Source organism: Geodermatophilus sp. CPCC 206100 (assembly GCF_048569675.1).
Lineage (GTDB): Bacteria > Actinomycetota > Actinomycetes > Mycobacteriales > Geodermatophilaceae > Geodermatophilus.
In genome coordinates this window covers 1-25631 of sequence record NZ_JAQISV010000021.1, presented here as the reverse complement: position 1 = coordinate 25631, position 25631 = coordinate 1, and the positions used below count along the sequence as shown (strand labels likewise).

The window sequence follows — 25631 nt, the reverse complement described above, 5'->3', positions numbered from 1 at the left end:
GTCAGTCGCCGCGGACCCCCTCGCCGATCGCCGGGTCCCCGGCCCAGCGGCGGTAGGAGATCCGCTTGATCTCCCTGACCTCCCCGAGGGTCGACCACTCGTTGCCGCCGAGCCGGGCCAGCGGCTGCAGCTGCTCGATCCGCGGCCGGCCGTCGCGCACCGCGCTCTCCCACACGCTGACCAGCTGGACCCGGCCGAGGACGACCGTGCTGTCGCCCAGCCGCAGGGTGGCGTGCAGCGTGCACTCGACGGCCACGGGGGAGCCGGCGACCCGGGGGACGCCGACCCGCTCGCTGGGCTCGAGCGTCACGCCGCACTCCTCGGCCTCGCTCACCCCGGGCGGGAAGTCGGTTCCGGTGGCGTTGACCTGCTCGAACAGCCACTCGGGCGTGAGGCTGACGGTGAACTCGCCGGTCGCCTCCACGTTGCGCAGCGAGTCCTTGCGGCCGACCGAGGTGAACTGGACGACGGGCGGCTCGACGCAGGCCACCGTGTAGAAGGAGTGCGGCGCCAGGTTGACCACGCCCTCGGCCGAGCGGCTGCACACCCAGGCGATGGGGCGGGGCACGACCACCGAGTTGAGCACCCGGTAGAACGCCGCGCCGTCCATGGCCGCCGGGTCGAACTGCACGCGCGGGCTCGGGTCGGTCACCCGGCCATCGTCTCCCGGGGTGCGGCCACCCCGCCGACCGGACGGCCGCGCCAGGTGAGCGTGCCGCGCCGCCGGCCGGCGAGGGAGGTCCCGAGCAGGACGTCGAACAGCAGCACCGACAGCGGGTGCGCCAGGGAGTCCGGCCAGACCCGGCTGCCCGTGGCCGCGGCGGAGATCGCCCGGCTCGCGACGCCCGCCGCGTACCCGGCCAGCCCGGCGCGCGAGCCACCCAGCGCCGCGAGGGCCGGGAACACCCAGACCGCGGTCAGCCCGGCCGCGACCGCGACCCCCGCGGCCGGCGAGCCCCCGACCGACGCCCAGAGCGACTTCGCGTAGCCCGCCCGCAGCGCCGGCCACCCGTCGTACATCCGGCAGGCGGCCAGCCGCGAACCGTCGACCGGCACCGCCCGGCCGCCGGCCCGCTTCACCGCCCGGGCCAGCGCCACGTCCTCGATGACCTCCCCGCGCACCGCGGCGTGCCCGCCGGCGGCGTCGTAGGCGGCGCGGGTGACCACGAGGAACTGGCCGTTGGCGGCGGTCAGCGACGGCCGCGGCGAACGCTCGGCCAGGCGCACCGGCAGCGTGGTCACCCACAGCCACGGGCCCAGCGGCTGCACCACCCGTTCGGCCAGGGTGCCGGTCAGCGGCCGCGGCCACGGGGACACCAGGTCGAGGCCGGCGGACTCGAGGACGGCCACCGCACCCGCGACGGCGTCGGGGAACAGCCGGACGTCGGCGTCCACGAAGACCAGCACGCCGTCGTCCCCGCCGGCGGCCGCGACACCCGCCGCGCAGGCGTGCGGCTTGCCCAGCCAGCCCGCCGGCGGCCGGTCCGCGGTCACCAGCCGCACACGCGGGTCGCGGACCGCCCGGACCACGGCCGCCGTGCCGTCGGTCGAGCCGTCGTCGACCACGACCACCCGCAGGTCGGGCACGCCCTCCTGGGCCAGGACCGCGGTCAGGCACCCGCCGACCTGCGCCTCCTCGTCGCGGACCGGCAGCACCACGGTGACCGGACGGCGCACCGGCGGCGGGCGCTCCGGCGGGCGCCGCAGCAGGGCGACGTTCAGCGCCGCGTGCACCGCCCCCGCGACCGCCACCGCGGCGAGGGCGCCGACCGCCCGGCCGCTCACCGTGCGGGTGCCCGGCGGGCCTGCACCGCCAGCGCCACCAGCACCGGGACGGCGAGCACGACCCCCCACACCGCGGACCCGGGCAGGTCCAGCCAGCCGGCGTGGGCCAGGGCGCCGCCGAGGGTCATCCAGCCCAGCGCCAGCAGCGGGGCGCCGTCGCCGGCGCGCGGCGGCCGCGCGGCGGTGCGGTCGACCAGGACGTCGAGCAGGCTCATCAGCACCAGCCCGGCCAGCAGCCAGCCGGCCAGGTTGGTCAGCGGCACGGTGTCGATGCCGGGCAGCGAGGGCCGGGGGTGCGCCCAGGTCCAGTACCCGGCCTGCACCATCTGCGGGTCCAGCACGACGTCCCACGCGGCGAAGACGGCCGCGGCGACGGCGACGCGGGCCGGCCGGCGGGCGGTGCGCACGTCCCGGGTCAGGCGGCGGGCCAGCAGCCAGCTCGGCCAGGCCATCATCAGCCAGGCCAGCGGCACGAGGAACGGCACGCCCAGCAGCGTGGGGCCCAGGTCGTCGCTGTAGGTGTAGGAGCCGTAGGGGAAGCCGGTGGCCAGCCCGACCGCCTCGAAGACGACCGAGGTGGCGGCCGTGACCAGCAGGACGACGGCGCCCGTGGCCGCGCCCCGGCTGACCGCCGCGTGCCCGACCGAGAGCGCGGCGCCGATCAGCACGATGGCCCAGCTCACCATGGTGCGGGCGGAGCCGGTGGTGAGCGGATAGCTGATCGCGGTCAGGACGAGCAGTGCGGCCAGCGCCCACGGGAGCAGCACGGCGGGGGCGGTCGCCCGCACCCCGGCCGGGCCGGTCACCGGCGTCCCCGCAGCCGTCCGGCGGCCCGGCCCGCGGCGGCCCGCAGGCGCGCGGGCGCCCCGCGGTCGGACAGGACGACGCGCGCCGCCGTCCGACCGGAGTTGCCCGACACCCCGCCGCCGGGGTGGGTGGAGGCGCCGGCGAGGTAGAGGCCGGGCAGCTCCGGGACCCGGTAGCCGGACAGCGCGGGGGTGGGCCGCAGCGCGAACATGCTGGCCAGGCCCATCTCCACGTGCATGACGTTGCCACGCGGCAGGGACAGTTCCCGTTCCAGCGACAGGGGCGTCTGGACGTACAGCCGCTGTACCGATCGGGCGAACCCGGGCGCGTACCGGTCGACGGCGGCGACCAGCCGCGCGGCCTCGGCGTCGGCGAGGGCGTCCCAGTCGGCGCCGTCGGCGGTCGCGTACGGGTACCACTGGCCCCACAGCGTGACCACGTGCTGCCCGGGCGGGGCGAGGGTGTCGTCGCTGGCCGAGAAGCACATCGCCAGCGGCACCGGGTCGCGCGGCAGCCGGCCGGCCCGCCAGTCGCCGTGCGCGGCGGCCAGCTGCGCCCGGTCGGTGCACAGCAGCTGCAGGCCGCCCAGTGCCAGCTCCGCGGGGACGCCCGGGTAGGCGGGCGGGGCGTCGGTGAGCGCCCGGACCACGAGGCCGAAGCCGTTGCCCACCGGCGGAGCGGCTCCGGCCAGCGCGGGCGGGGCGTGCTCGCCGGCCAGGTCCCGGGTGGCCAGCACGTGGCAGGCGGCGACCACGACCGGCGCCGTCACCCGCCGTCCGGACGCCGTCTCGACGCCGGTGACGCGGCCGTCGTCCACCAGCAGCCGCGCCGCGGCGTCCCCCAGGACCACCCGCCCGCCGTCGGCCTCCAGCCGGCGGCGCAGCGCCGCGGTCAGCCCGCCGGAGCCGCCCACCGGGTGCCCGGGCGGGACGTCGTGCAGCAGCGCCGCCCACGCGACCATCGCCGCCGTGCCGGGCTCGGACACCGGCGGGCCGGACTGCGCCCCGAACCAGGCCAGGGCGGCCTTGAGCCGCTCGCTGGTGAACCAGCGGTCCAGCAGCGCGTCGCCGGAGCCGAGGAAGTCGACGGCGAGGTCGCCACCGGGGGTGCGGGGGCGGCCCTCCGCGGGGGCGCCGAGCGGCCAGAACGACCGGAGCAGCCCGGCGGCGGTCGGGCGCCGGCCGAACGCGGCGACCACGGCCCGGCTGCGGGGCCCCCACACCTCGACGAAGCTCCGGTAGGCCGCGGCGTCGGCCGGGCCGCAGGCGGCCTCGATCGAGGCGCAGGTGGCGTCGAGGTCGACGGAGAAGACCAGCGGCCGCCCGTCGGGGCCGGGGTCGCCGGGGGACGGCGCGGGCGCGAACCCCCACGGGTCGCAGTCGACGTAGCGCAGGCCGTGGTCGGCCAGCGCCAGCTCCTCCACGACGCCGCTGTGCCGGACGACGACGTGCGCGCTGGAGCCGCGGTCGACGCGGACGCCGGGCCACCGCTCGACCGTGGAGACCGCCCCGCCCAGCACCTCGTCGCGCTCGACGACCTCCACGCGCAGCCCGGCGCGGGCCAGGTAGCAGGCTGCGACCAGCCCGTTGTGCCCGGCCCCGACGACGACGGCGTCGACGGAGGTGTCGCCCTCCCTCACGCGTCCTCGGACCGCGGTGCCGGCGGCCGCAGCGGCAGGCGGGCGCCGAGGATCGCGAAGGGCCGCGAGTCACCGGGGAAGTGGTGGTTGCGGGCCAGGTCGACGAAGCCGTCGGCGTGGTACAGGCGGAAGGCCTTGGTGTCGTTGTCCGGGGTCGACAGCAGCGCCGCCGGGTACGGCAGGCCCTCGACCAGCGCGTGCAGCAGCTGCCGGCCGACCCCGCGGCTCTGGTGGTCGGGGTGCACGTGCAGCTCGCAGACCTCGAACGCGCCGGGGAGCCAGCGCTTGGCCGTCCGCCGGTCCAGCGCGGCGCGCACCTGGTCGTGCCACCACTGGCCGGCGGCGACGAGGTAGCCGTAGCCGAAGCCGACCAGGGCGTCGCCCTCCGGGGTCTGGACGAACGCGCCCACCGCCCGGAACCCGGCGCGCTCGGTGTGCTGGACGGCGTAGCCGTACCGGCCGGCGACGACCGACGGCGAGTAACCCATGGCCGCGCCGTAGATGGCCAGCGCCTCGTGCATGTGGTCGCGCAGCCACGGGGTGGGGAGCTCGGTGACGCGCGCGGCGGGTGTCGTACCGGTCACGGGGCGACCTCGCTCATGGCGCTCGGGCCGGTGCCCACCTCGGCGGGGGTGCCGTCGGTGAGGCGCAGCAGCTCGTCGTAGGTGGTCGGGAAGACCGCGTGCGGGTGGCCGGCCGCGGCCCAGACCCGCTCGTAGCGGGCCAGCTCGACGTCGACGAGGGTGCCGATCGGCTCGGGGTGGCCGATCGGGGCCACCCCGCCGATGGGCTGGCCGGTGTGCCGCCGGACGAAGTCGGGGGTGCCGGGCACCGGCGGGGGGACGCCGAGCAGCGCGCCGACCCGGTCGACGTCGACCCGGTGGGCGCCGCTGGCGAGCACCAGCAGGGGCGCCCCGCCGGCGTCGAACACCAGGCTGTTGGCGATCGCGCCCACGGGGACGCCGAGCTGCGCCGCGGCCGCCGCGGCGGTGCGGGCGCCGGCGGGCAGCTCGAGCACCTCTCCGGCCGCGCCGGCCTCGTCGAGCAGGTCTGCGACGGCGGCAACCCGCGGGTGCTCGGGGCGGCTCATGCCTGGATCCTCCCATCGGGCCGGGTCGGGCGCTGGGGTCCGCGGCCCGCTCCGTGCCCTCGTCCGCGCGGCCCGCTTGACGATGTCGGTGGGGTCGGGTCTACTGACGCCGTTCGAACACGCGTTCGAACGACGTGCCGGTCTCCCGCCGCACCCGGGTCCTTCCCCACCCGGTGCGGTGGGCCGGGGCCGGCCGGGTGGCGCGGAGCGGTGGGGAGTCTGTCATGAGCCGGGTGCTGGGTGGGGTCGGCGGTCGGGTCGGCGAGGAGGTGCAGGTCGAGCGGGGGCCGCTCGGGCCGGCACAGTTCTGGCGAGGGCAGTCGCGGTACGTCGTCGGCGAGCTCCTCGACTCCTGGGTGGAGACCGCGCTGTGGTGGCAGCGCGGTCCCGAGGTCGCCGGGGGCGCCTCGGCCGACCTGGTCTCCACCCGGGAGGTGTGGCGGGTGGAGGCGGTGCGCGCCGGGCGGTCGCGGATGAGCTTCGCCGGTGTCTTCGACCTCAGCTGGGAGTCGACCGCCAACCGGTGGTCGCTCGTGCGGGTGCACGACTGATGGGCGCCGTCCACGTCATGGCCGACCAGTTGCCCCTGCCCCCGCCGCTGCCCCCGGCGGCCACCCAGCTGCTCGACCAGGCCACCCGGGCGCTGGCCGAGGCGGCGGCGAGCACCGACGCGCGGCAGCGGTACGCCACCGCCCACCTGGGCGCGCTGCGGGCCGCCGCGGCGGTGCTGGCCGCCCGCACCCGGCCGGAGTCCGGCCGCCGGCGCCCGCGCAGCGCCTGGGTGCTGCTCGGGCAGGTCGCGCCGGAGCTGGGGGAGTGGGCCACCTTCTTCGCCGCCGGCGCCGCCAAGCGCGCCGCCGCCGAGGCCGGGCTCTCCCGGGCGGTCACCGAGCGGGAGGCCGACGACCTCGTCCGCGACGTCCGGGCCTTCCTCGCCGTGGTCGAGAGCACGCTGGGCAGCACCCCGGTGCCCGAGTCACCGCGGGCGCGCCCGCGGGTGGTCGGCGGCTCCGAGCACCGGCGGTGATGGCCGACCCCTTCGTCCACCTCCACGTCGCCTCGGGCTACTCCATGCAGTACGGGGCCAACCACCCGGCCGACCTGGTCACCCGGGCGGCCGAGCTCGGCATGCGGGCGCTGGCGCTCACCGACCGCGACGGGCTCTACGGCGCGGTGAAGTTCGCCCTCGCCTGCCGGGCGGCCGACGTGCGGCCGCTGTTCGGGGTGGACCTGGCGGTGCTGCCGACGGTGGACAGCACGATCCCCCCGGCCCTGGCCCCGGTGCTCGGGGGCGGGCACGACGCGGAGCTGAGCCGGACCCGCCGGCCGGACGCGCCGGCCGGCCACCCGGGCCGGATCGGGTCCGGCCGCCGGGCGCCGGCCCGCGGCGGGGCCAGCGTCGACCCCCGGCTGCCCCGGGTCACCTTCCTCGCCCGGGACGGGGCCGGCTGGCGGTCGCTGTGCCGGCTCACCAGCGCCACCCACCTGCGCGGTACGCGCGGGGAGCCGGTGGGCTCGCTGGCGCTGGCCGCCGAGCACGCGCCCGGCCTGGTCGCCCTGCTGGGCCCGGGCTCCCCGGTGGGCCGCGCGCTGGCCGCCGGGCGGGCCGACGTGGCCTCGGCCCGGCTGGCCGCCTGGCGAGCGGTCTTCGGCCCCGGCTCGCTGGTGCTCGAGGTGGTGCACCACCGCGGCCGGGGGGACCGCTCCCGGGCGCAGGCGCTGCTGCGCTTCGCCGCAGCCGAGGGGGTCCCGGTCGTGCTGACCAACGCGGTCCGCTACGTCGACGCCCTGGACGCGCCCACCGCCGACGTCCTCGACGCCGCGCGGCGGCTGGTGCCCCTCGACGCCCGGCACGTCGACCGGCGCACCGCCGAGGGCTACCTGAAGTCCGGCAAGGAGATGGCCGAGGTGGCCGAGGACCTCCTGGGTCCCGACCGCGACGCGGTGCTGCGGCTGCTGGAGCGCACCGCCCGGCTGGCCGAGCAGTGCGCCGTCGACGTCCGGGGCGACCTCGGCATCGGCACCGTGCGCCATCCGGAGCTCGACGTGGTCACCACCCCGGCCGAGCAGGGGATGAGCCCCGCGCAGGTGCTCCGTGCCCGCTGCGAGGCCGGGCTGGGCCGGCGCGGGATGCAGCTGACCGAGCGGGTCCGGGTGCGGCTGGAGGAGGAGCTGGGGGTCATCGAGGCCCTCGGCTACCCCTCCTACTTCCTCACCGTCGCCGACGTGGTCGACCTCATCAAGAGCTCGCGGGTCCGTGCCGCGGCGCGGGGCTCGGGCGCGGGCAGCCTGGTCACCTACCTGCTCGGCATCTCCGACGTCGACCCGATCCGCTACGGGCTGCTGATGGAGCGGTTCCTCTCCCCGCTGCGCCACCAGCTGCCCGACATCGACATCGACGTGGAGTCCGCCCGCCGGATGGAGGTCTACGACGCCGTCCTCGACCGCTTCGGCGCCCACCGGGTCAGCTGCATCTCGATGATGGACACCTACCGGGTGCGGCACGCCATCCGCGACGTCGGCGCCGCGCTCGGGCTGCCCCCGGCGGAGATCGACGCGGTCGCCAAGGCGTTCCCGCACATCCGGGCCAACCAGGTGCACGCCGCGCTCAAGGACCTCCCGGAGCTGCGGGCCAGCCGGCTGGGGTCGAGACGGACCGGCGGTAGTGGTGACCTGGACCTGCTGTTCGACCTCGTCGCCCGGCTCGACGGCCTGCCCCGGCACATCGCCCTGCACCCGTGCGGGGTGCTGCTCTCCGACGCCACGCTGCTCGACCGCACCCCGGTGGAGAACAGCTACCTCGGCTACCCGATGAGCCAGTTCGACAAGGACGACGTCGAGGAGCTCGGGCTGCTCAAGCTCGACCTGCTCGGCATCCGGATGCAGTCGGCGATCGCGCACGCCCTCGACGAGGTGGCCCGGGTCGACGGGGAGGTCGTCGACATCGACGCCGTTCCGCGCGACGACCCGACGACGTTCGAGCTGATCCGCAGCACCCGCACCCTGGGGATGTTCCAGATCGAGTCGCCGGGGCAGCGGGAGCTGGTCGGCAAGTTCGGGCCGCAGACCTTCGAGGACATCGTCATCGACATCTCGCTGTTCCGGCCGGGGCCGGTGAAGAGCGACATGGTCACCCCGTTCCTCATGGCCCGGAACGGCTGGCGGGAGACCGTCTACCCGCACCCCGACCTGGAGTTCTGCCTGGAGGAGACCGCCGGGGTGGTGGTCTTCCACGAGCAGGTGCTGCAGATCGTGTCCCGGATGACCGGCTGCACCCTGGCCGAGGCCGACGAGGTGCGCCGGGCGCTGGGGGAGAAGGACGCCCACCCGGAGGTCCGCGCCTGGTTCGTGCCGCGGGCGCTGGCCGGAGGCTATCCACCGGAGGTGGCCGAGCAGGTGTGGGAGGTGCTGGTCGCCTTCGGCTCGTTCGGCTTCTGCAAGGCCCACGCCGCGGCGTTCGCGCTGCCCACCTACCAGTCGGCGTGGCTCAAGACGCACCACCCCGCGGCCTTCCTCGCCGGCGTGCTCACCCACGACCCCGGCATGTACCCGAAGCGGCTGATCCTCGACGACGCCCGGAACTTCGGCGTCCGGGTGCTCGGCCTGGACGTCAACGCCTCGACCGGCGTCTACCGCCTCGAGCGGCTGCCCGACCCCGGCGAGGCGTCCGCGGAGACCGCGGAGAGCGGGTGGCGGCGGCCGGAGTGGATGCCGGTCGCGATGCCCGACCCGTCCCGCTACGGCATCCGGCTGTCGCTGGGCGACGTCAAGGGCATCTCGGAGGAGGAGGTGGCCCGGGTCGTCGCCGGGCAGCCCTACCGGTCGCTGACCGACTTCTGGCACCGGACGTCGGTGTCCCGGCCGGTGGTGGAGCGGCTGGTGCTCGCCGGGGGCTTCGACTCCCTCTACGGCTTCGGGGTGCGCGACCGGGAGGCCGGCCGGCCCACCCGCAGCCGCCGCCAGGTCACCCGGCGTGACCTCCTGCTGGAGATCGGCGAGTTGGACCGGTGGCGGCGCAGCGGGGCGAAGGCGAGCTCCGACGGCCAGCTCAGCCTCGACCTCATGGGCCTGGAGCTGCCCGGGGAGGATCCGGAGGAGACCGGGCCCAGCTGGGCCGAGGGCAGTGGCCTGCCCGAGTTCACCGACGCCGAGCTGGTCCGCGCCGAGCTGGAGGTGCTCGGCCTGGACGCCAGCCGGCACGTCGTCGACTTCTACCGGCCGTTCCTCGCCGCCATCGGCGCGGTGCCGGCCGGTGAGCTGCTGAGCAGCCGCAGCGGGGCCGAGGTGCTGGTCGCGGGGGTCAAGGTGGCGACCCAGACACCGCCGATCCGCTCCGGCCGGCGGGTGGTGTTCGTGACCCTCGACGACGGCACCGGGTGCACCGACTCCACCTTCTTCGAGGACGCGCAGGGGCCCTACGCCGCGACGGTGTTCCACTCGTGGCTGCTGGTCATCCGCGGGGTGCTGCGCCGCACCGGGCCGCGCGGGGTCTCGCTGCGGGCCACCGGGGCGTGGGAGCTGCCGGCGCTGCACGAGGCGTGGGAGACCGGCGGGGTGGCCGCGGTCGCCGAGCAGATGGCCCGGCCGGGGGAGTACACCGAGGCGGCGATCAGCGGGGCCGCGGCGTCCCACGGCTCCCGGCCGGTGGTGGTCAAGCCGGTGCTGGTGCACCCGACCGGGTTCCGGATGTCGCCCTACGCCGACATCAAGCCGGCCGGGGACGACGCCGCCACCGCCGCGCGCCGGGCCGCGTCCGCGCCGCGCAAGCTGTGGCACTCCAGCCCCGGCAGTTCCGGCCACTGAGGGAGCGATGAGTTCCGGGCCGGGCGGCGGTCCACCCCTCGACGCCGGTGTCCGCCCGGCGACCGACCGGAGGAGACGGCGATGCCGAAGCAGATCCCCTGCCTGTGGTTCGACGGCCAGGCCGAGCAGGCCGCCCAGCACTACACCTCGATCTTCCCGAACTCCTCGATCGACGAGGTGGTCCGCTACGGCCCCGACTCCTTCATGCCCGAGGGCACCGTGCTGACGGCCAGCTTCACCCTCGACGGCCAGCAGTACCTCGCCCTCAACGGCGGTCCCCAGTACACCTTCAGCGAGGCGATCTCCTTCCAGATCATGTGCGCCGACCAGGAGGAGATCGACCACTACTGGGACCGGCTGACCGAGGGCGGCGGCGAGGAGGGCCAGTGCGGCTGGCTCAAGGACCGCTTCGGCGTCTCGTGGCAGGTGACCCCGATCGAGCTGATGACGCTCCTGAACGACCCCGACCCCGGCCGGGCGAAGCGCGCCACCGACGCCATGATGCAGATGCGCCGGATCGACCTGGCCACCATCCGGCGGGCCGCCGACAGCGTCCCCGCCTGACGGAGGGCACCGTCCTCCTCACCGCTCGCGGCGAGCCTCGGGACGGGGCCACCGTCCGTCGCCGGCTCCAGGCCGGAGCAGGGGACGAGGCCCCGGCGGGGTCCCGCCGGGGCCGGGCCGACCGGCCGGACCGCTCCGGTGCCCGGTGCGCTCCGGCCACCGCCACTAGGCTCCGACGGGTGCCGCCGTCTGTCCCCGCCCCGTCCGCCGCGGACCCGGTGCCCGCCCGCGCGGCCGCCGTCTGGGCCGCCCTCGACCCGGTCGTCGCCGCGAGCGGTCCGCTGCGCGTACTCGACGTCGGCGGCGGCAGCGGCAACTTCGCCGTCCCGCTGGCCCGCCTCGGCCACGAGGTGACCGTCGTCGACCCCAGTGCCGACGCCCTGGCCACGCTCCGCCGGCGGGCGGAGACCGCCGGGGTGGGGCCGCGGGTCCGCGGCGTCCAGGGCGACGGCGACCAGCTGCACCAGGTGGTCCCCGCGGGCGACGGCGCCGAGGGCAGCTACGACCTGGCCCTGTGCCACTCGGTGCTCGAGGTCGTCGACGACCCGGCGACCACGCTCGGCGAGATCGCCCGGGCCCTGCGGCCGGGTGGCACCGCCAGCATCGCCGTCGCCAACCGGGCCGGAGCGGTCCTCGCCCGCGCCGTCGGCGGGCACCCGGTCGAGGCCCTGGCGCTGCTCGAGGACCGCGACCCCGCGGGGCGGGTGGGGAGGCAGCCGGGCGCCGCCCGGCCCGCCCGCCGCCGGTTCGCCCCTGGCGACCTGCTCGCCCTCGTCGAGGCGGCGGGCCTGCGGCCGGGCAGCTGGCGCGGGTTGTCCGTCGTCGCGGACCTGCTCGACGTGGCCTCCGGAGCCGATCCCGACGCCGTCCGCCGGCTGGAGCTGGCGCTGGCCGGCAGCTCGCCCTACCGGGACGTCGCCGCCGGACTGCACGTGCTCGCCACCCGCCCGTGATCCTCCCGGCGGACCTGCAGCGCCCCGCCTACGGTGCCTCGACCCTGGCCGACGTCCTGCCCGGCGCCGCCACCTCCCTCGGTGTCCGGGTGGAGCGCGGCGACCTGCCCGCCGACCCGCTCGGGCTCACCGCGGCCCTCGGCGGCGCCCGCCGGATCGCCGTCCTGCTGGTGGACGGGCTGGGCGCCGACCTCGTCCGCGCGCACGCCCACCTCGCGCCCACCCTCGCCGCGCTGGCTGCCCCCGCCGGCGACCTCTCCGCCCCCTGCCCCAGCACGACCCCGGTCAGCCTCACCACCCTGGGCACCGGCCTGCCGCCGGGCAGCCACGGCGTGCTCGGCTTCGTCACCGCCGTGCCGGGGGAGGAGCGCACCCTCAACCACATCCAGTGGTCCGACGACCCCGACCCGCAGCTGTGGCAGGCCCGCCCCAGCGTCTTCGGCCAGGCCGCCGCGGCGGGGGTGGCGGTGAGCGTCGTCGCGCCCTACGCCTTCGCCGGCTCCGGGCTCACCGACGCCGCCTACCGCGGCGCCCGGTACGCCGGGACGGTCGGGCCCGGTGACCTCGCCGCCGTGCTCCTGCAGTCGCTGGCCAGCGCACCCCGGACGCTGGTCTACGGCTACACCGCCGAGCTGGACCTCACCGGGCACGTCCGCGGGGTCGACTCCGCCAGCTGGCGGGCCCAGCTGGTGCAGGTGGACCGGCTGGTCGAGCAGGTGGTCGACGGGCTGCCCGAGGACGCCGCCCTGCTGGTCACCGCCGACCACGGCATGCTCGACGTCCCCGCCGGCACCCGGATCGACCTCGACGCCGAGCCCGACCTCCTCGACGGCGTCCGGCTGCTGGCCGGCGAGCCCCGGGCGCGGTACGTACACGCCGTCCCCGGTGCCGCCGGCGACCTGGTCGCCCGCTGGCGGGAGGTCCTCGGCGACCGGGCGTGGGTGGCCTCCCGCGACGACGCGATCGCCACCGGGGTCTTCGGCGCGGTGGACGACGGGCTGGCCGACCGCATCGGCGACGTCGTCGCCCTGGCCCGCGGCACCTGGGCGCTCACCGCCACCGTGCAGGAGCCCGGCCCCAGCCGGCTGGTCGGCTACCACGGGTCGCTGACCCCGACCGAGCTGGCGATCCCGCTGCTGACCGCCCGCGGGCGGGCGCTGGACGCCGGCGCGCGCTAGACCGCGGTGACCAGCCGCACGTGCCAGGTGCGCGTGTGCGCCTCGTGGGTCGCCCGGCAGGTCAGCCGGGCCGCTCCGTCCGAGGGCCGGCTCTCGACCTCGGTCACCACGTCGCCGTGCGGGCCGGCGAGGGTGACCACCCACCGCTCGACCTCCGCGCCGGCCGGGGTCAGCCGCCGCACCCCGCGCGGCGGCAGGTCGTCGACGCCGAGCAGCGACAGCTCGCCGCGGGCGTGGTGCTGGGCGGCCTGCACCGGCGGCGGGCACCCCGCCCGGCCGCGCAGCCACGGCAGCGCCACCCGTCCGGCGGCGTGCGCGGCTACCAGCTCGGCGCCGTCGGCGGGCACCTGCCCGTAGTAGAAGCCGTGCGGCAGTACCAGGACGTTCGCGGCGAACCGGTCGCCGCCCAGGTGGCTGCACTCCCACACCTGCGCGGACGGCATGACCCGGGCCAGGGGGCGGCCGCGCAGCGCGCAGCAGGCGTCGTGCCCGCCGTGCGCACAGACCAGGTAGGTGGGGCCCGGCGCGGGCTCGCCGACCGAGCCGTCCCAGGGCGCCTCGACCAGGTCGGCGTCCCGGTCGCGCACCGACCACCACAGGCCCTCGCGCCCGGGCCGGCCGTCGGCGTAGGCCCACCGCCGGGGGCCGTCGGTCAGCCGGTCGCCGGGACGGCGCACCAGGAGCACGCGGACGTTCTCCCCCCGGGCCCGGTGGGACAGCGCGGTCGCCGCGTCGGGGTCGAACCGCGACTGGGTCAGCGCCTCAACGCCCCACGGCCCGGGCTGTTCGATGAGCAGCCAGCGCTGGGCGGGCGAGGCAGTGGCGACGGCGGAGTCCCCGCGGCGGAGGGCGCGCACCGAGCAGCGGTCCTCGTCGATGCGGCCGACCGGCCGGCCGGGTGCCTCCGCGGGTCGGCAGAAGTCCGCCGGGTCGCTCACGCCCGGAGGCCCGGCCGGCTCACGATCCGGTCCCGGGGCGGCGCGCACGCCCCCCATCGTGCCCCGCGGACGCGTCCGGGACGACGGCGTCGGGCACCACCGCGATCGACTCGGTCACCAGGCGCCGGGCGAGGGTGAGCTGGTCCGCGGCGTCCAGGCCGGGCAGGTCGGCCACCTTCAGCTCCCCGGCGGCCAGCAGCCCGGCCAGCGCCGGGCGGGTGCCCTCGGGCAGCTCCAGCGACCGGCGGCCGGCCACCAGGGTCACGCGCCCGTCGACCGGCTCGCGCAGCTGGCAGCGCAGCCGCCCGCGGACCCGCAGCACGGTGTCGGGGGACAGCGCCGCGGCGGCGGTGGCCTGGGCCAGCGGCGCCACCGGCTCCGGCCGCACCTGGGCCCAGGTGCGCGCGCGCAGCCGGTCGGCGACCTCGGCCGGGTCGACCCGGTCCAGCCAGCCCTGGAGCGCCGCGACGACCGCGGTCACGTCGCCGGCCACGGCGGACGGGTCGGCGAGGTCCACCCCCAGCGGCAGCGAGCGGCGCAGCTCGGGGTCCTCGGCGGCGAGCGTGCGGACCAGGTCGAGCGCGGACTCCGCGGCGGCCCACCGGGTCACCGCGTGCACGCCGACGGTCAGGTGTGCGCTGATCTCACCGAGCGCGGTGGCGGCGTGCAGGTAGCCCCGGGGCAGGTAGAGGGCGTCGCCGGGCCGCAGGACCGCGTCGATCACCGGCTCGCCCTCGGCGGCCGCGGCCACCGCGGCGGCCCGGCCGTCCCAGGGCTGGGTGCGCAGCGGGTCGCGGAGCACCGGTTCGTGGATCCGCCAGTGCTTCTCGCCGGCCACCTGCAGCACGAACACGTCGTGGACGTCGTAGTGCGCGGAGAACCCGCGGGAGGACGGCGGGGTGACGTAGGCGTTGACCTGCGTCGGGTGGCCGAGGTCGGCGGCCAGCTGGTCGGCGAACTCGATGAGCGGCGGCCACAGCCGGTGCAGCCCCTGGAGCACGACCGTGCCGCCCTCGGCGAACAGCCGCAGCACCGCGTCGGAGGAGACCTGGTCGGCGATCTCGGCGCCCGCGCCACCGGAGCCGGTGAACCGCTTCGCGTCGACGACGGCGCCGTCCTTCGCGAGGCGCAGGAAGGGGGTCCGCAGCCCCCGGCGGGACAGCAGCTCGTCGACCGCGGCGAGGTCGAGCAGGTCGGCGAAGGAGTTCCCGGTGTCCTCGGCGCGGGTGAGCAGCGGCCGCCGCGACCAGTACTCCTGCGCGAAGACCTGCGGGTCCAGGGCGGTGCACCGACGCAGGGCCGGCCGGGAGCCCGGCCGGCCCTGCGGGGTGGGGGTCAGGCCGAACCGTCCGCGCCGCCGTCCGCGCCACCGTCGGCACCGCCATCGGCGCCACCGTCCGCGCCGCCGTCCGCGCCGCTGTCGGCACCGCCGTCCGCGCCCCCGTCGGAACCGCCGCCGGCGGCCCCTCCGTCGGCCGGGCCGTGGCCCGCGCCGCCGTCGGCACCGCCATCGGCACCGCCGTCCGCGCCGCCGTCCGCGCCGCTGTCGGCACCGCCGTCCGCGCCGCCGTCGCCCACGCCGGGCGTGGTCATGTCATCGTCGTCGAGCGCCATGGATCTCCGATCAGATCGGTCGCGGGCCACCGGGTGGCGGCCCTCCGGGGGTGCTGTACCTCGCTCATCCTGCCCCCACACACCCCGCCCGACCAGCGGTGACGAGCGGTCTGCAACAGGTCGGTCACGGCACCGCGCCGAGGTGCCCGGAGGGGTGCCGGGGCGTTACCGTCCACCCGTCGTCGAACACCTGTTCGACGCGGGAAGGGGTCATGAGCCAGTCCGCCCGAGCCGCCGGGTGCACCGTGCTGCACGTCGACATGGACGCGTTCTTCGCCAGCGTCGAGGTGCGCCGCCGCCCGGAGCTGGCCGGCACGCCGGTGATCGTCGGCGGGGCCGGCAACCGGGGGGTGGTCACCTCGGCCACCTACGAGGCCCGCCGCTACGGCGTGCACGCGGCGATGCCGACGTCCCGGGCGCTGCGCCTGTGTCCCACGGCGACCGTGCTGCCGGGGGACGTGGCGCTCTACGCCGAGGTCTCCCGCGCGATCATGGCGCTGTTCCGCTCGATCACCCCCCTGGTCGAGCCGCTGAGCACGGACGAGGCCTTCCTCGACGTCTCCGGCGCCGGACGCCGGCTGGGGAACGCCGCCGAGATCGGGGAGTACCTGCGCGCCCGCGTCTACGACGAGCAGGGCATCACCTGCTCGGTGGGCGTGGCCGGCACCAAGTTCGTGGCCAAGCTCGCCTCCACCCGCGCCAAGCCCGACGGGATGCTCGTCGTCCGCCCCGCCGAGGTCATGGACTTCCTGCACCCGCTGCCGGTCGGCGCGCTGTGGGGGGTGGGCGCCAAGACCGAGGAGGTGCTGCTGCGGCTCGGGCTGCGCACCGTCGGCGACCTCGCCCACGTACCGGTCCGCACCCTGCAGCGGGCGGTGGGCCAGGCGGCCGGCAGCCACCTGCACGAGCTGGCGTGGGGCCGCGACCCGCGGCGGGTGGTCCCCGACGAGCCGGAGAAGTCGACCGGGCACGAGGAGACCTTCGGCACCGACGTCGACGACCCGGCGGTCATCCACCGCGAGCTGCTGCGGCTGTCCGAGCGGACGGCGGGCCGGCTGCGCTCGGGGAGCTGGCTGGCCCGCACGGTGACCATCAAGGTGCGCTTCGCCGACTTCGCCACGATCACCCGGTCGCGCACCCTCGAGGCCCCCACCGACGTCGGTCAGGAGCTCTACGACACCGCCCGGGCGCTGTTCGACGCCCTGGGCCTGGACCGCGCGCGGATCCGGCTCGTCGGGGTGCGTGCCGAGCGGCTGGTCCGCGCCGGCTCGGCGCCCCGCCAGCTGGAGCTCGGCGCCCGGGAGCACGGCCGCCGTGACGCGGAGCTGGCCGCCGACCGGGCCGCCCGCCGGTTCGGTGCCGGCGCCGTCCGCCCGGCGACCCTGCTGCACCGCGGGCCGCACCCCGTCCGGGAGGCCGGAGGGAACCCCGGAGGCGGCTCGTTCGTCCCTCCCGGGAGACTGTGACCCACCCGCGAGGGTGATCACGGCGGGTCGGGGACGGCTCGCCTTTCGCGCCCCGCCCAGGGCTCGTATCCTCGATGTCACCGTCGGCGGGCACCGCCGACGGGTTCTGGCTTTGGCCCATTGGAGGTCGACGTGCCGCTCTCCGAGCACGAACAGCGACTGCTGGAGCAGATCGAGCGCGCCCTCGTCGATGACGATCCCAAGTTCGCCTCGTCGGTCCGCAGCGGTGACCGCAGGATCAAGGCGCGCCGCCGGCTGCAGCTCGGCGCTCTCCTGGTCCTGGTCGGCATGGCCGTCCTCGTCGGCGGCGCGGTGGCCCCGTCGGTTCCGCTGGGGGTCCTCGGCTTCCTCGTCGCCTTCGGCGGCCTGGCCCTCGCCGTCCTCAACTACCGGTCCGCCACCGGCGCGGTCGAGGCCGGCTCGGCCGGTCCCGCCGGTGCCGCTCCCCGGCGCGGCGGCCGCGGCGGCAAGCCCCGTCGCCAGCCGCTGAAGAACCGGCTCGAAGAGCGTTTCCGCCGCCGCTACGACCAGTAGCCCCGTTCCTCCCGGCAGCCGCCGTCCTCCGTGGGCGGCGGCTGCCGTGCGTCCGGGGCCCGATCCGAGGAGGCCGCCGTGCCCGACCAGGTGGACGCCGCCCTCGCGGCCCAGCGCGGGTTGTGGGCCTGGGGCGAAGCCGACGACATCGTCCCGTGGAGCGGCCCGGACGGCCGGGACGTCGTTCCGCTGTGGACCTCGGCCGACGACGCCGCCGCCGGGTCGGCCGAGGGTGCCGACCCCGGCGAGGGCCCGGTGTTCCTCGACCTCGACGCGCTGCTCGACGCGATCCCGCAGTGGATGGCCGCCGGGGTCCCCGACGCGCGGCTGCACCCCGGGGACGGCGCCCCGCTCACCGTGCCGCTGCCCGAGCTGACCGAGCGGGTGCTGCGCCGGCAGGTCGGCTGACCCGCCGGCGGCTCAGCCGCGCAGCGGCGCCCGCTCAGCCCCGTAGCGGCGTCCGCCGGCTCAGCCGCAGCCGCGTCCGCCCGGTGACCGCCGCCCGGGCCGCGGCGAACAGCGACGGCGGCCACAGCAGCGCCCGCACCCGCGCCGACCGGGAGGCACCCGCGAGCAGCCCGCGCCGGGCGGTCGCCAGGGCCGCACGCAGTTCCGGCCCGGCGGCCGGTGCGCTGCCGGGGCGGGCGTAGCTCGCCGCCTCCTCGGCCCGGGCCAGCTGCGCGACGGCGTCGGTCATCCCCGGGCTCCCCGCCCGGTGCGCCCCGCCACCGGCCGCCTCGGCCAGCCGGGCCGCCACCTGCCGGGGCGTCCGGGCCGGATCGCCCTCCAGCCCGAGGTCGAGCGCGGTCGCCGAGAGCTCGTCCCACAGCGCGGCCGGGCTCCCGGTGGCCAGCCGGCGGCGCCGCTGCAGCGCCCGCAGCCCGGCGGGCACCGCGCCGAGCGCTGCCACGGCCAGCAGGCCGGCGGCCCCGAGCAGCACCGGCCGCACCCAGCCGGCCGACTCGGGCGCCGCCTGCGGCACCGGGGTACCCGACGGCACCGGCTCCAGCTGCGGAGCGGGGACCACCGGTCCGGGCACCGCGGTGGCCGGGGTGTCGGTCCTGGGGTCGACCTCCTGGTCGGGGGCCCGCGGCGCCCACGGCAGCTCGACGGCGCGGTCGACGTCGATGGGGGTCGGGTCGAAGGGCACCCACCCCACGTCGTCGAAGTAGGCCTCCACCCAGGCGTGCGCGTCGTTGCTGGTGACCAGCCGGCTGCCGTCGGGCTGCACCGTGCCCGGGGTGTACCCGAGGACCACCCGCGCCGGGACGCCGGCCGCCCGCACCAGCGCCGCCATCGCCCCGGCGTACTGCTCGCAGTAGCCCTGCCGCAGCCGCAGGAAGTCGGCGAGGTCGTCGCCGCTGGTGCCGGGGGCGGTGGAGAGGGAGTAGCGGTAGCCGTTGTCGGGGTTGGTGAAGTGCTCGTAGACGGCCCGCACCCGGTCGTACGGGGCCTCCTGCCCGGCGGTCAGCGTGGTCACGAGGTCGACGACGCTCGGGGCCAGGGGCGGGAGGGCGGTGTAGCGCTGGACGAGGGGCTCGTCCGGCGGCAGCGGCTGGACCTGCGCCAGCTCCGCCTCGCTGGGCCGCGGCTCCACCGCCGACACCGTCCAGGACCGGCCCGTGGTGGTGACGTCCCGGCCGAAGACGGTCCCCGTCCCCGGGTCGAACCGCCACTGGCCCGGGTCGGCGACCGAGACGGCCTGCGGGGAGTACAGGAGGGGGAGGTAGCGGTCCTCGTGCCCGAGGGCGGTGATCAGGGCGTCCACCGGCCGGCCGTCCCGCCGTCCGGGGAGGGGTGCGAGCTCGCTGTCCTCGCCCACCGACGTCTCGCCGTCGAGGTTGCCGATCGACCAGCCCTCCTCGGCGTCGTAGACCTCGAGCGCGACCACCCGCAGGTAGCCGGGGTCGTCGACGGAGGCGTTGACCTGCAGGAGGTCGATCGGCTCGTCCAGGGTGAGCTGGCCCTGCAGCGCCGCAGCGGGGTCGAGGGCCGTGCCGGTCGAGCCGCCGTCCCCACCGATGCCGCCGGCGAACGAGCCCTCGGTCAGGGTCGGGACCAGGGTGCCCACCACCAGCCCCAGCGCCACGGCCACGGCCCCCGTGCGGAGGGCGGTCAGGGTCCCGGTGCCCAGGATCGGGCGGCGACCCTCCTGCGGCCGCCAGCCCAGCCGCCGGTGCTGGTCGGCCCACAGCAGCACCGCCAGCCCCGCGGCGGGCGCGGCCACCGGCAGCGCGCCGATCGTCCCGGTCACCGTGCTGACCGGGACGCAGAACAGGACCAGCAGCCCGAGGCCGGCCAGCGCCGGCTGCCGCCCGCCGACGGCGACGAGGTCGACCACGACGGCGACCAGGCCGACGAGCAGGGTGGTGAGCGCGAGCAGCCCGGTGAGGGGCAGCGCCGGCGTCGCCTGCTCGCGCAGCTCCACGGAGCCGTCGGCGAAGACCTGGCCGAGGTCGGCGACGCTGTCCGGGGTGGGGATCCAGCCGCCGATCGCCGAGCCCGGAGAGAACAGCGCGGTGAGCAGGCAGCCGAGCGCGGCCAGCTGGCCGAGCGGCACCAGGGGCACGCCGAGCGCGACCCACAGCCCGGGCACCGGCCGGTCCCCGGCCAGCGCCGACCACAGCTCCGACGCCGCGCCGCGCAGGACCAGCCCGGCGGCGGCGACCACCGCGACGGCGGCCAGCGCCGGGGGGACCCAGGACCGGTCGGTGAAGACGGGCACGAGGGCCCAGGCCCCCAGGGCGGTCGCCGCGGCGGCGGCCAGCGTCGTCCCGGCGTCCTGGACGAGCTCCCGGGCCGAGGTCTCGTTCACGCCGGCACCTCCCGCAGCGGGACCGGCGCGGCGCCGGCGCGGCCGAGGTGGGCCCACACCGCCGCCACCGACTGGTCGGCGCCGGCCACGACCACCTGCCACCCCCCGGCCCGCAGCAGGACGGCCGCGGCCCCCTCCTGGGGGGCGAGCTCTGACCGGGCGGCGCCGCCCGCCCCCCGGCCGCGGCCGGCGTCCCCCCAGCTGCCGACGTCGGCGAGTACGGCGAGGTCGGTGGTGGGCCCGGACCGGGCGCGCACCAGCTCGGCGGCCTCGTCCGGCCCGATCGAGCCGAGCAGCGCGACGACCGCCCCGTCCCCGGCGAGCCGGGTGAGCAGCTCGATGCCCGGCCCCAGGCCGGTCAGCCGGGACGGCGAGACGCCGGCCAGCCGGTCGAGCAGCTCGCCGCGGGTGAGGCCGTCGGCGTGCCCGGAGGGGGAGAGCTCGCGGGCGTCGGTGACCACGCGGAGGGTGGCGCCCCGGCCGATCAGCTCGCTGCCGATGCTCGCGGCCGCCTCGATGAGCCACTCCAGGCTGTCGGCCGGCGGGGCGTCCTCGCCGGCGTCGGCGGCCCGGACGTCGGCGGCGTGCCCGCGGGCGAGCAGGTGCGCCCGGGCGCGGGTGTCGAGCAGCAGCGTGCCCTGGGCCCGCCACGGGCGCTCCTCCAGCCGGACCATGAGCTCCCCGGTCCGCGCCGTCGCGCGCCAGTGCACCTTCCGCAGGTCGTCGCCGTGCCGGTAGGCGCGGGTGCTGACGTCGTCCTCGCCGTGCACCGCGATCGACCGCCGCGCGCCGGAGCCCCCGCCGCCGTGCCCGCCGGCCGGCCCGCCGGCACCGAGTGGCACCACCCGCGGCACCACGACCAGGGGGGCGCTGTCGGTGCCGGCGATGCTGCGCAGCACCAGGCCGAAGGGGTCCACCAGCCGCAGCCGGAGGGGGCCCAGCCGGTACCGGCCGCGGCGGGTGCCGTGCACGCGGTAGGTCAACGCCGCCGTCTCCCCGGCCGGCAGTCGCTCGACGACGAACTCGGGGGAGGGCCCCACCTCGGCCGGCACGGACTCGGCGAGCAGCCACAGCCCGCCGGTGCCCCGGCCGGCGTTGGTGACCTCCAGCCGCACGTCGGCGTGCGCCCCCCGCGGCACGCGGGACGGGGTCACCGTGCGCCGCGACGCCACCCGGAAGCGGCGCCGGGCGACCGCCGCTGCCGACAGCAGCGGCAGGGCCAGGACGAACACGGCGATCTGCACCAGCGGGCGCTCGCCCAGGAGGACGCCCAGGACCAGGAGGGTGAGACCCGCGGCGACCAGGCAGCGGCCGCGCAGGGTGAGGGTGCCCAGGGCCGTCGCGACCGGTCCGCGCACGGTCAGCGTCCGCGGGGCACCGGGACGGTGGCCAGCAGCTCGGTGACCACCTGCTCGCCGCTGCGGCGGGCCGCCGCGGCGTCCGCGGTGGGCAGCAGCCGGTGGGCCAGCACCGGGACGGCGACGGTCTGGACGTCGTCGGGCAGGACGTGGTCGCGACCGGCGAGCGCGGCGGCGGCCCGGGCGGTGCGCAGCAGCTGCAGGCCGGCGCGCGGCGAGGCGCCCAGCCGCAGGTCGGGCGAGCGGCGGGTGGCCTCGACGAGCGCGACGACGTAGCGCCGCACCGCCTCCGACACGTGCAGCCGGCCCACGGCGGCCACCAGCGCCCGCACCCCGGCGGCGTCGGCCACCGGCGTCAGGGAGGCCAGCGGGTCGGTGGTGACCATGTCGTCGAGCATGGCCAGCTCCGCCTCGCGGTCGGGGTAGCCCATCGAGACCCGGGCGGTGAAGCGGTCGCGCTGGGCCTCGGGGAGGGGGTAGGTGCCCTCCATCTCGATCGGGTTCTGGGTGGCCATCACGAGGAAGGGGCGGGCCAGCTCGTAGCTGACGCCGTCCACGGTGACCTGCCGCTCCTCCATGCACTCCAGCAACGCCGACTGGGTCTTCGGCGAGGCCCGGTTGATCTCGTCGGCGACCACGATGTTGGCGAAGACCGCGCCGGGCTTGAACTCGAACGCCCGGGTCTCCTGGTCGTAGATCGCCACGCCGGTCACGTCGCTGGGGAGCAGGTCGGGCGTGAACTGGATCCGGCGCACGTTCGCGTCGATCGAGGCGGCCAGCGCCTTGGCCAGCGTGGTCTTGCCGACCCCCGGGACGTCCTCCACGAGCAGGTGCCCCTCGGCCAGCAGCACGACCAGTGCCAGGTGGACGACGTCGGGCTTGCCGTGGACGACCCGGGCCATGTTCGCCGCGATGCGGGCACCCTCGGCCGCGACGTCGACCGAGGATCCCGTGCCGTCGGCGGTGCGTGTCACCTCGGTCACCACATCACGGTACGTGCGCGGGACGACGGAAGGGGGGTCGCGCGGAACGGCATCGGGTGCACAGCCCAACTTCCGGCCGCCCCGCCGGCCCCCCGCGGGCCCCGGCACCGTGCGCGACGACCGGCTGCGGGGGGTGTCGGGTGGGGCGCCGCCCCACCCCGCCCCACCCGGCCCACCCGCCCCTCGGACGACGCGCTGACCTGCGGGTGCGGGGGTGGGGAGACCCGGTTACGACATGGTGTCGAGTGGTGTCCGGTGGGGCCCAGTGGGTTACTGTGTGGCCCGGTGGGGAGGCACGGCCCGTCCCGGGGGCGCCCCGGAGTACGAGGAGGACCGATGGGGGAGGTGATCCGGTGTTCGTCGGCAGCTACCCCCTGCGTCTCGACGAGAAGGGCCGGCTCGCACTCCCCGTCCGCTTCCGGGAGCAGGTGGCCGCCGGCATGGTGATCAAGAAGGGTCAGGAGCGCTGCATCTACGGCCTCACGATGGCCCGCGTCGCCGAGCAGAGCGCCGCGGCCGCCGCCATGGCGCCGTCCGACACCTCCGCCGCCCGCATGCGCGCCCGCATGAGCTTCGGGTCGATGGTCGAGGTGGAGCCGGACAAGACCGGTCGCATCACGATCCCCGCCAACCTGCGCGAGTACGCGGGCCTGGACCGCGACGTCGTCGTCGTCGGCGTCGACACCCGCTTCGAGATCTGGGACGCCGCCACCTGGGACGCCTACGTGGCGGAGCAGGAGGCCGCGTACGCCGACATGGAGAGCGAGGGGATGCCCACCCTCTCCTGATCCGCCCGCCGCTCCTCCGACCCCTCCGGGCCCTCCCCGACCGAGCCGACTTCCCCGCGGCTCGACCGGACCGGCCCGAGTCGCCTTCCCCGCGACTCGGTCCACCGCACGGAGGCGCCGCACGCCCTCCAGGCCCGCCGCCGACCGGCGCGCCTGCCCGCCCCCGCGGGGCACCACCTGACGCACTTCCCCGGCGCCAGGCGGGCCCCGCGGGGCGCGGAGAGGGTCCGCGGCCCCCACTGCGCCCCACTCTCCCCACCGCGCCCCACCGGCGCGCGAAACGCCCGCTGCCCTCCACCCGCCGACCGCCGTCCCGCGCCACCATGGACGGGCGCCACGGCCCGCGACCCCCCGCGCGGCCACCGACCCGTCCGAGGAGCAGTCGACGATGAGCAGCACCGGATCTGCCGCTGCCCCGGGCCCGTCGCGGCCCGCGGTGCACGTGCCGGTCCTGCTCGAGCGCGTCACCGAGCTGCTCGGCCCCGCCTGCGCTCCCGCCGGCGCGGTCCTGGTCGACGCCACCCTCGGCCTCGCCGGGCACGCCCTCGCGCTGCTGCACGCCCACCCGGACCTCCGGCTGGTCGGGCTGGACCGCGACCCCGAGGCCCGCGCGGAGGCGGCCCGCCGGATCGCGGCGGCCGGCTGCGCCGACCGGGCCACCCTGGTCCCCGCCGTCTTCGACGAGCTGCCCGACGTCCTCGACCGGCTGGGGATCGCGGAGGTGCAGGCGGTGCTGTTCGACCTCGGCGTCTCCTCGCTGCAGCTGGACCGGCCCGACCGCGGCTTCAGCTACGCCGCGGACGCCCCCCTGGACATGCGGATGGATCCCGCCGCCCCGCGCACCGCGGCCGACGTCGTCAACAGCTATCCCGCCGCCCAGCTGGCGCGGGTCCTGCGCAGCTACGGGGAGGAGCGGTTCGCCGACCGCATCGCCCGCGCCATCGAGCGGGAACGGGCCAGCGAGCCGTTCACCCGGACCGGGCGGCTGGCCGAGCTGGTCCGCTCCGCCATCCCGGCGGCCACCCGGCGCACCGGGGGACACCCCGCCAAGCGCACGTTCCAGGCCCTGCGCATCGAGGTCAACGACGAGCTCGGCGTCCTCGAGCGGGCGCTGCCCGCCGCGATCGACGCCCTCGCCGTCGGGGGGCGCCTCGCCGTCATCACCTTCCACTCCCTCGAGGACCGGATCGTGAAGCAGACCCTCGCCGCCGGGGCCACCGACCGCACCCCGCCGGAGCTCCCCGTGCCCCTGCCCGAGCTGGGTCCGACGCTGCGGCTGCTGACCCGCGGGGGCGAGGCCCCGTCGGACGCCGAGGTCGCGGCCAACCCGCGGGCGGCCTCCGCCCGCGTCCGGGCCGCCGAGCGCATCCGGCGGGCAGCGTGACCGAGCGCGCGAGGTCGGCCACGGACACGGCGGCGCCGCGGACGTGGTCGACGAGCAACAGCGAGGAGGCCGCGTGAGCGCCACCGCCCGGGCTCCCGGGCCCGCCCCCGAGGACCGCTCCGTCCCGCCGCGCCCGCGGCCCGCGCCCCGCGCGGTGCCGGCCGGCCGGGCCGCGCCCACCGGGAAGGCGGCAGCACCCGGCAAGGGGACCACCACGGGCAAGGCCGCACCCGGCACGGCGACCACCACGGGCAAGGCAGCACCGGGCAAGGCGGCGCCCGGCAAGGCGACGGCCGCCGGCACGGCGGGGGCGAGCGCTCCCGGGACGACGCCGGCCCCGGCCCGGCCGCTCCGCGCGCACACCGCGCCCGTCCGCACCGGTGGGCTGCGCGCGCGACCGGCTGCGCGGGCCACCCCCACCGGCCCCGTGCCGCGCCCGGCCACCGCCGCGACGCCGGGGAGAGCGCGCCGCACCGCGCCCGCGGAGGCCGGCCGGCGCGCCCCCTTCGTCCTGCTCGTGGTGGGCCTGCTGGTCGCCACGACGCTCGGCCTGCTCTTCCTCAACACCGCCATCGCGGTGAACTCGCTCAAGGCCACCCAGCTGCGCGCGGCCAACGCCGACCGCGCCCAGGAGGTGCAGCGCCTCGAGCAGCAGGTGGTCTCCGGCGGCACCCCGGCGCAACTGGCCGAGGACGCCGCGGAGGCCGGCCTGGTGCCCGCGGGCGCCGCCGGCTACCTGGTCATCGGTGAGGACGGCAGCGTCACCCTCCGCGGCGAGCCGGCGCCCGCGGGGTCCCCCGAGGACCCGGCCGACAGCGGGGACTGAGCATGGCCACCGCCACGAGACCGCCCGCCCCCGGGGGCCGGCGCGCCGGTGAGCGCGCCGCGCCCCGCGGCTCCGGCGCGTTCGCGCCGCGCCGCCCGCCCGGCCG

24 protein-coding genes are annotated in these 25631 nt (G+C 77.7%); 12 read left to right on the top strand and 12 right to left on the bottom strand.

Features of this window, described 5'->3' with window-relative positions; translation table 11 throughout:
- Window position 1 precedes the first annotated feature (1 nt).
- The 6 genes from PGN05_RS11845 to PGN05_RS11820 are packed head-to-tail and all read right to left on the bottom strand — an operon-like array spanning window position 2 to window position 5321.
- Window positions 2-652, bottom strand: a complete 651-nt coding sequence (locus tag PGN05_RS11845; protein WP_419752744.1) for a flavin reductase family protein — start codon at window positions 650-652, stop codon at window positions 2-4.
- Complete coding sequence (locus PGN05_RS11840; protein WP_419752743.1) at window positions 649-1785, bottom strand: glycosyltransferase; 1137 nt, start codon at window positions 1783-1785, stop codon at window positions 649-651. Before PGN05_RS11840 ends, PGN05_RS11845 begins: the two co-directional genes overlap by 4 nt.
- Entirely contained in the window at window positions 1782-2591 is an 810-nt protein-coding gene (locus PGN05_RS11835) for a carotenoid biosynthesis protein (RefSeq protein WP_419752742.1), read from the bottom strand. Before PGN05_RS11835 ends, PGN05_RS11840 begins: the two co-directional genes overlap by 4 nt.
- Window positions 2588-4231, bottom strand: coding sequence for a phytoene desaturase family protein (locus PGN05_RS11830; RefSeq protein ID WP_419752741.1), 1644 nt, complete (start codon window positions 4229-4231; stop codon window positions 2588-2590). The genes PGN05_RS11835 and PGN05_RS11830 overlap by 4 nt, the downstream gene beginning before the upstream one ends.
- Window positions 4228-4815, bottom strand: a complete 588-nt coding sequence (locus PGN05_RS11825) for a GNAT family N-acetyltransferase (RefSeq protein ID WP_419752740.1) — start codon at window positions 4813-4815, stop codon at window positions 4228-4230. The genes PGN05_RS11830 and PGN05_RS11825 overlap by 4 nt, the downstream gene beginning before the upstream one ends.
- On the bottom strand, window positions 4812-5321 hold the full coding sequence (locus PGN05_RS11820) for a YbaK/EbsC family protein (protein WP_419752739.1): 510 nt from the start codon (window positions 5319-5321) through the stop codon (window positions 4812-4814). Before PGN05_RS11820 ends, PGN05_RS11825 begins: the two co-directional genes overlap by 4 nt.
- A gap of 224 nt (window positions 5322-5545) precedes the next feature.
- Between PGN05_RS11820 and PGN05_RS11815 the strand changes: the two genes are divergently transcribed.
- From PGN05_RS11815 to PGN05_RS11790, 6 genes are all read left to right on the top strand, one after another.
- A complete protein-coding gene (locus tag PGN05_RS11815; protein WP_419752738.1) occupies window positions 5546-5872 on the top strand; it encodes a DUF6504 family protein in 327 nt (108 codons plus the stop codon).
- Window positions 5872-6348: an SAV_6107 family HEPN domain-containing protein gene (locus PGN05_RS11810; RefSeq protein WP_419752737.1), complete on the top strand. Its 477-nt coding sequence runs from the start codon at window positions 5872-5874 to the stop codon at window positions 6346-6348. Before PGN05_RS11815 ends, PGN05_RS11810 begins: the two co-directional genes overlap by 1 nt.
- Window positions 6348-10124, top strand: coding sequence for a DNA polymerase III subunit alpha (locus PGN05_RS11805; RefSeq protein ID WP_419752736.1), 3777 nt, complete (start codon window positions 6348-6350; stop codon window positions 10122-10124). Before PGN05_RS11810 ends, PGN05_RS11805 begins: the two co-directional genes overlap by 1 nt.
- An 81-nt stretch (window positions 10125-10205) precedes the next feature.
- The gene (locus PGN05_RS11800; RefSeq protein WP_419752735.1) at window positions 10206-10688 is read left to right on the top strand and encodes a VOC family protein; all 483 of its coding nucleotides are present in this window, start codon (window positions 10206-10208) and stop codon (window positions 10686-10688) included.
- A 179-nt stretch (window positions 10689-10867) separates the two neighbouring features.
- Window positions 10868-11641 carry a class I SAM-dependent methyltransferase gene (locus tag PGN05_RS11795; protein WP_419752734.1) on the top strand — a complete coding sequence of 258 codons (774 nt, stop codon included), beginning with the start codon at window positions 10868-10870 and terminating at the stop codon, window positions 11639-11641.
- Window positions 11638-12819 carry an alkaline phosphatase family protein gene (locus tag PGN05_RS11790; RefSeq protein WP_419752733.1) on the top strand — a complete coding sequence of 394 codons (1182 nt, stop codon included), beginning with the start codon at window positions 11638-11640 and terminating at the stop codon, window positions 12817-12819. The genes PGN05_RS11795 and PGN05_RS11790 overlap by 4 nt, the downstream gene beginning before the upstream one ends.
- Here PGN05_RS11790 and PGN05_RS11785 read toward each other — a convergent pair.
- The 3 genes from PGN05_RS11785 to PGN05_RS11775 form a co-directional block, all read right to left on the bottom strand.
- Window positions 12816-13757: a sucrase ferredoxin gene (locus PGN05_RS11785; protein ID WP_419752732.1), complete on the bottom strand. Its 942-nt coding sequence runs from the start codon at window positions 13755-13757 to the stop codon at window positions 12816-12818. The genes PGN05_RS11790 and PGN05_RS11785 overlap by 4 nt on opposite strands.
- Before the next feature lie 19 nt (window positions 13758-13776).
- A complete protein-coding gene (locus tag PGN05_RS11780) occupies window positions 13777-14790 on the bottom strand; it encodes a cupin domain-containing protein (protein WP_419752731.1) in 1014 nt (337 codons plus the stop codon).
- A gap of 302 nt (window positions 14791-15092) precedes the next feature.
- Window positions 15093-15371, bottom strand: a complete 279-nt coding sequence (locus PGN05_RS11775) for a BatC protein (RefSeq protein ID WP_419752730.1) — start codon at window positions 15369-15371, stop codon at window positions 15093-15095.
- 212 nt (window positions 15372-15583) lie between these two features.
- Here PGN05_RS11775 and dinB point away from each other — a divergent pair, with 212 nt between their 5' ends.
- The 3 genes from dinB to PGN05_RS11760 all read left to right on the top strand — a co-directional run bounded on the left by dinB (window position 15584) and on the right by PGN05_RS11760 (window position 17779).
- A complete protein-coding gene (dinB, locus tag PGN05_RS11770) occupies window positions 15584-16837 on the top strand; it encodes a DNA polymerase IV (protein ID WP_419752729.1) in 1254 nt (417 codons plus the stop codon).
- Window positions 16838-16969: 132 nt separating this feature from the next.
- On the top strand, window positions 16970-17371 hold the full coding sequence (locus PGN05_RS11765) for a DUF3040 domain-containing protein (protein WP_419752728.1): 402 nt from the start codon (window positions 16970-16972) through the stop codon (window positions 17369-17371).
- A 78-nt stretch (window positions 17372-17449) separates the two neighbouring features.
- Window positions 17450-17779 (top strand): hypothetical protein, encoded by a 330-nt coding sequence (locus PGN05_RS11760; protein ID WP_419752727.1) that lies wholly within the window; start codon window positions 17450-17452, stop codon window positions 17777-17779.
- A gap of 34 nt (window positions 17780-17813) precedes the next feature.
- Here PGN05_RS11760 and PGN05_RS11755 read toward each other — a convergent pair whose 3' ends face one another.
- From PGN05_RS11755 to PGN05_RS11745, 3 genes are read right to left on the bottom strand one after another with little or no spacing between them, the layout of a single operon-like run.
- Complete coding sequence (locus PGN05_RS11755) at window positions 17814-20186, bottom strand: transglutaminaseTgpA domain-containing protein (protein ID WP_419752726.1); 2373 nt, start codon at window positions 20184-20186, stop codon at window positions 17814-17816.
- Complete coding sequence (locus tag PGN05_RS11750) at window positions 20183-21544, bottom strand: DUF58 domain-containing protein (RefSeq protein WP_419752725.1); 1362 nt, start codon at window positions 21542-21544, stop codon at window positions 20183-20185. Before PGN05_RS11750 ends, PGN05_RS11755 begins: the two co-directional genes overlap by 4 nt.
- Before the next feature lie 2 nt (window positions 21545-21546).
- Window positions 21547-22527: an AAA family ATPase gene (locus PGN05_RS11745; RefSeq protein ID WP_419752724.1), complete on the bottom strand. Its 981-nt coding sequence runs from the start codon at window positions 22525-22527 to the stop codon at window positions 21547-21549.
- A gap of 353 nt (window positions 22528-22880) precedes the next feature.
- Between PGN05_RS11745 and mraZ the strand changes: the two genes are divergently transcribed.
- The 3 genes from mraZ (at window position 22881) to PGN05_RS11730 (ending at window position 25525) form a co-directional block, all read left to right on the top strand.
- Window positions 22881-23315, top strand: a complete 435-nt coding sequence (gene mraZ / locus PGN05_RS11740) for a division/cell wall cluster transcriptional repressor MraZ (RefSeq protein ID WP_419752723.1) — start codon at window positions 22881-22883, stop codon at window positions 23313-23315.
- A 388-nt stretch (window positions 23316-23703) separates the two neighbouring features.
- Window positions 23704-24699, top strand: coding sequence for a 16S rRNA (cytosine(1402)-N(4))-methyltransferase RsmH (gene rsmH, locus PGN05_RS11735; RefSeq protein ID WP_419752722.1), 996 nt, complete (start codon window positions 23704-23706; stop codon window positions 24697-24699).
- A 73-nt stretch (window positions 24700-24772) separates the two neighbouring features.
- Window positions 24773-25525 (top strand): hypothetical protein, encoded by a 753-nt coding sequence (locus tag PGN05_RS11730; RefSeq protein WP_419752721.1) that lies wholly within the window; start codon window positions 24773-24775, stop codon window positions 25523-25525.
- The last annotated feature ends 106 nt before the right edge of the window (window positions 25526-25631 follow it).

What these genes read in the sequence shown, in the direction of transcription:
- PGN05_RS11820 (WP_419752739.1), bottom strand. Translation starts at nt 5,321, where the DNA reads ATGAGCCGCCCCGAGCACCCGCGGGTTGCCGCCGTCGCAGACCTGCTC.
- PGN05_RS11815 (WP_419752738.1), top strand. Translation starts at nt 5,546, where the DNA reads ATGAGCCGGGTGCTGGGTGGGGTCGGCGGTCGGGTCGGCGAGGAGGTG.
- PGN05_RS11810 (WP_419752737.1), top strand. Translation starts at nt 5,872, where the DNA reads ATGGGCGCCGTCCACGTCATGGCCGACCAGTTGCCCCTGCCCCCGCCG.
- PGN05_RS11805 (WP_419752736.1), top strand. Translation starts at nt 6,348, where the DNA reads ATGGCCGACCCCTTCGTCCACCTCCACGTCGCCTCGGGCTACTCCATG.
- PGN05_RS11800 (WP_419752735.1), top strand. Translation starts at nt 10,206, where the DNA reads ATGCCGAAGCAGATCCCCTGCCTGTGGTTCGACGGCCAGGCCGAGCAG.
- PGN05_RS11775 (WP_419752730.1), bottom strand. Translation starts at nt 15,371, where the DNA reads ATGGCGCTCGACGACGATGACATGACCACGCCCGGCGTGGGCGACGGC.
- dinB (WP_419752729.1), top strand. Translation starts at nt 15,584, where the DNA reads ATGAGCCAGTCCGCCCGAGCCGCCGGGTGCACCGTGCTGCACGTCGAC.
- rsmH (WP_419752722.1), top strand. Translation starts at nt 23,704, where the DNA reads ATGAGCAGCACCGGATCTGCCGCTGCCCCGGGCCCGTCGCGGCCCGCG.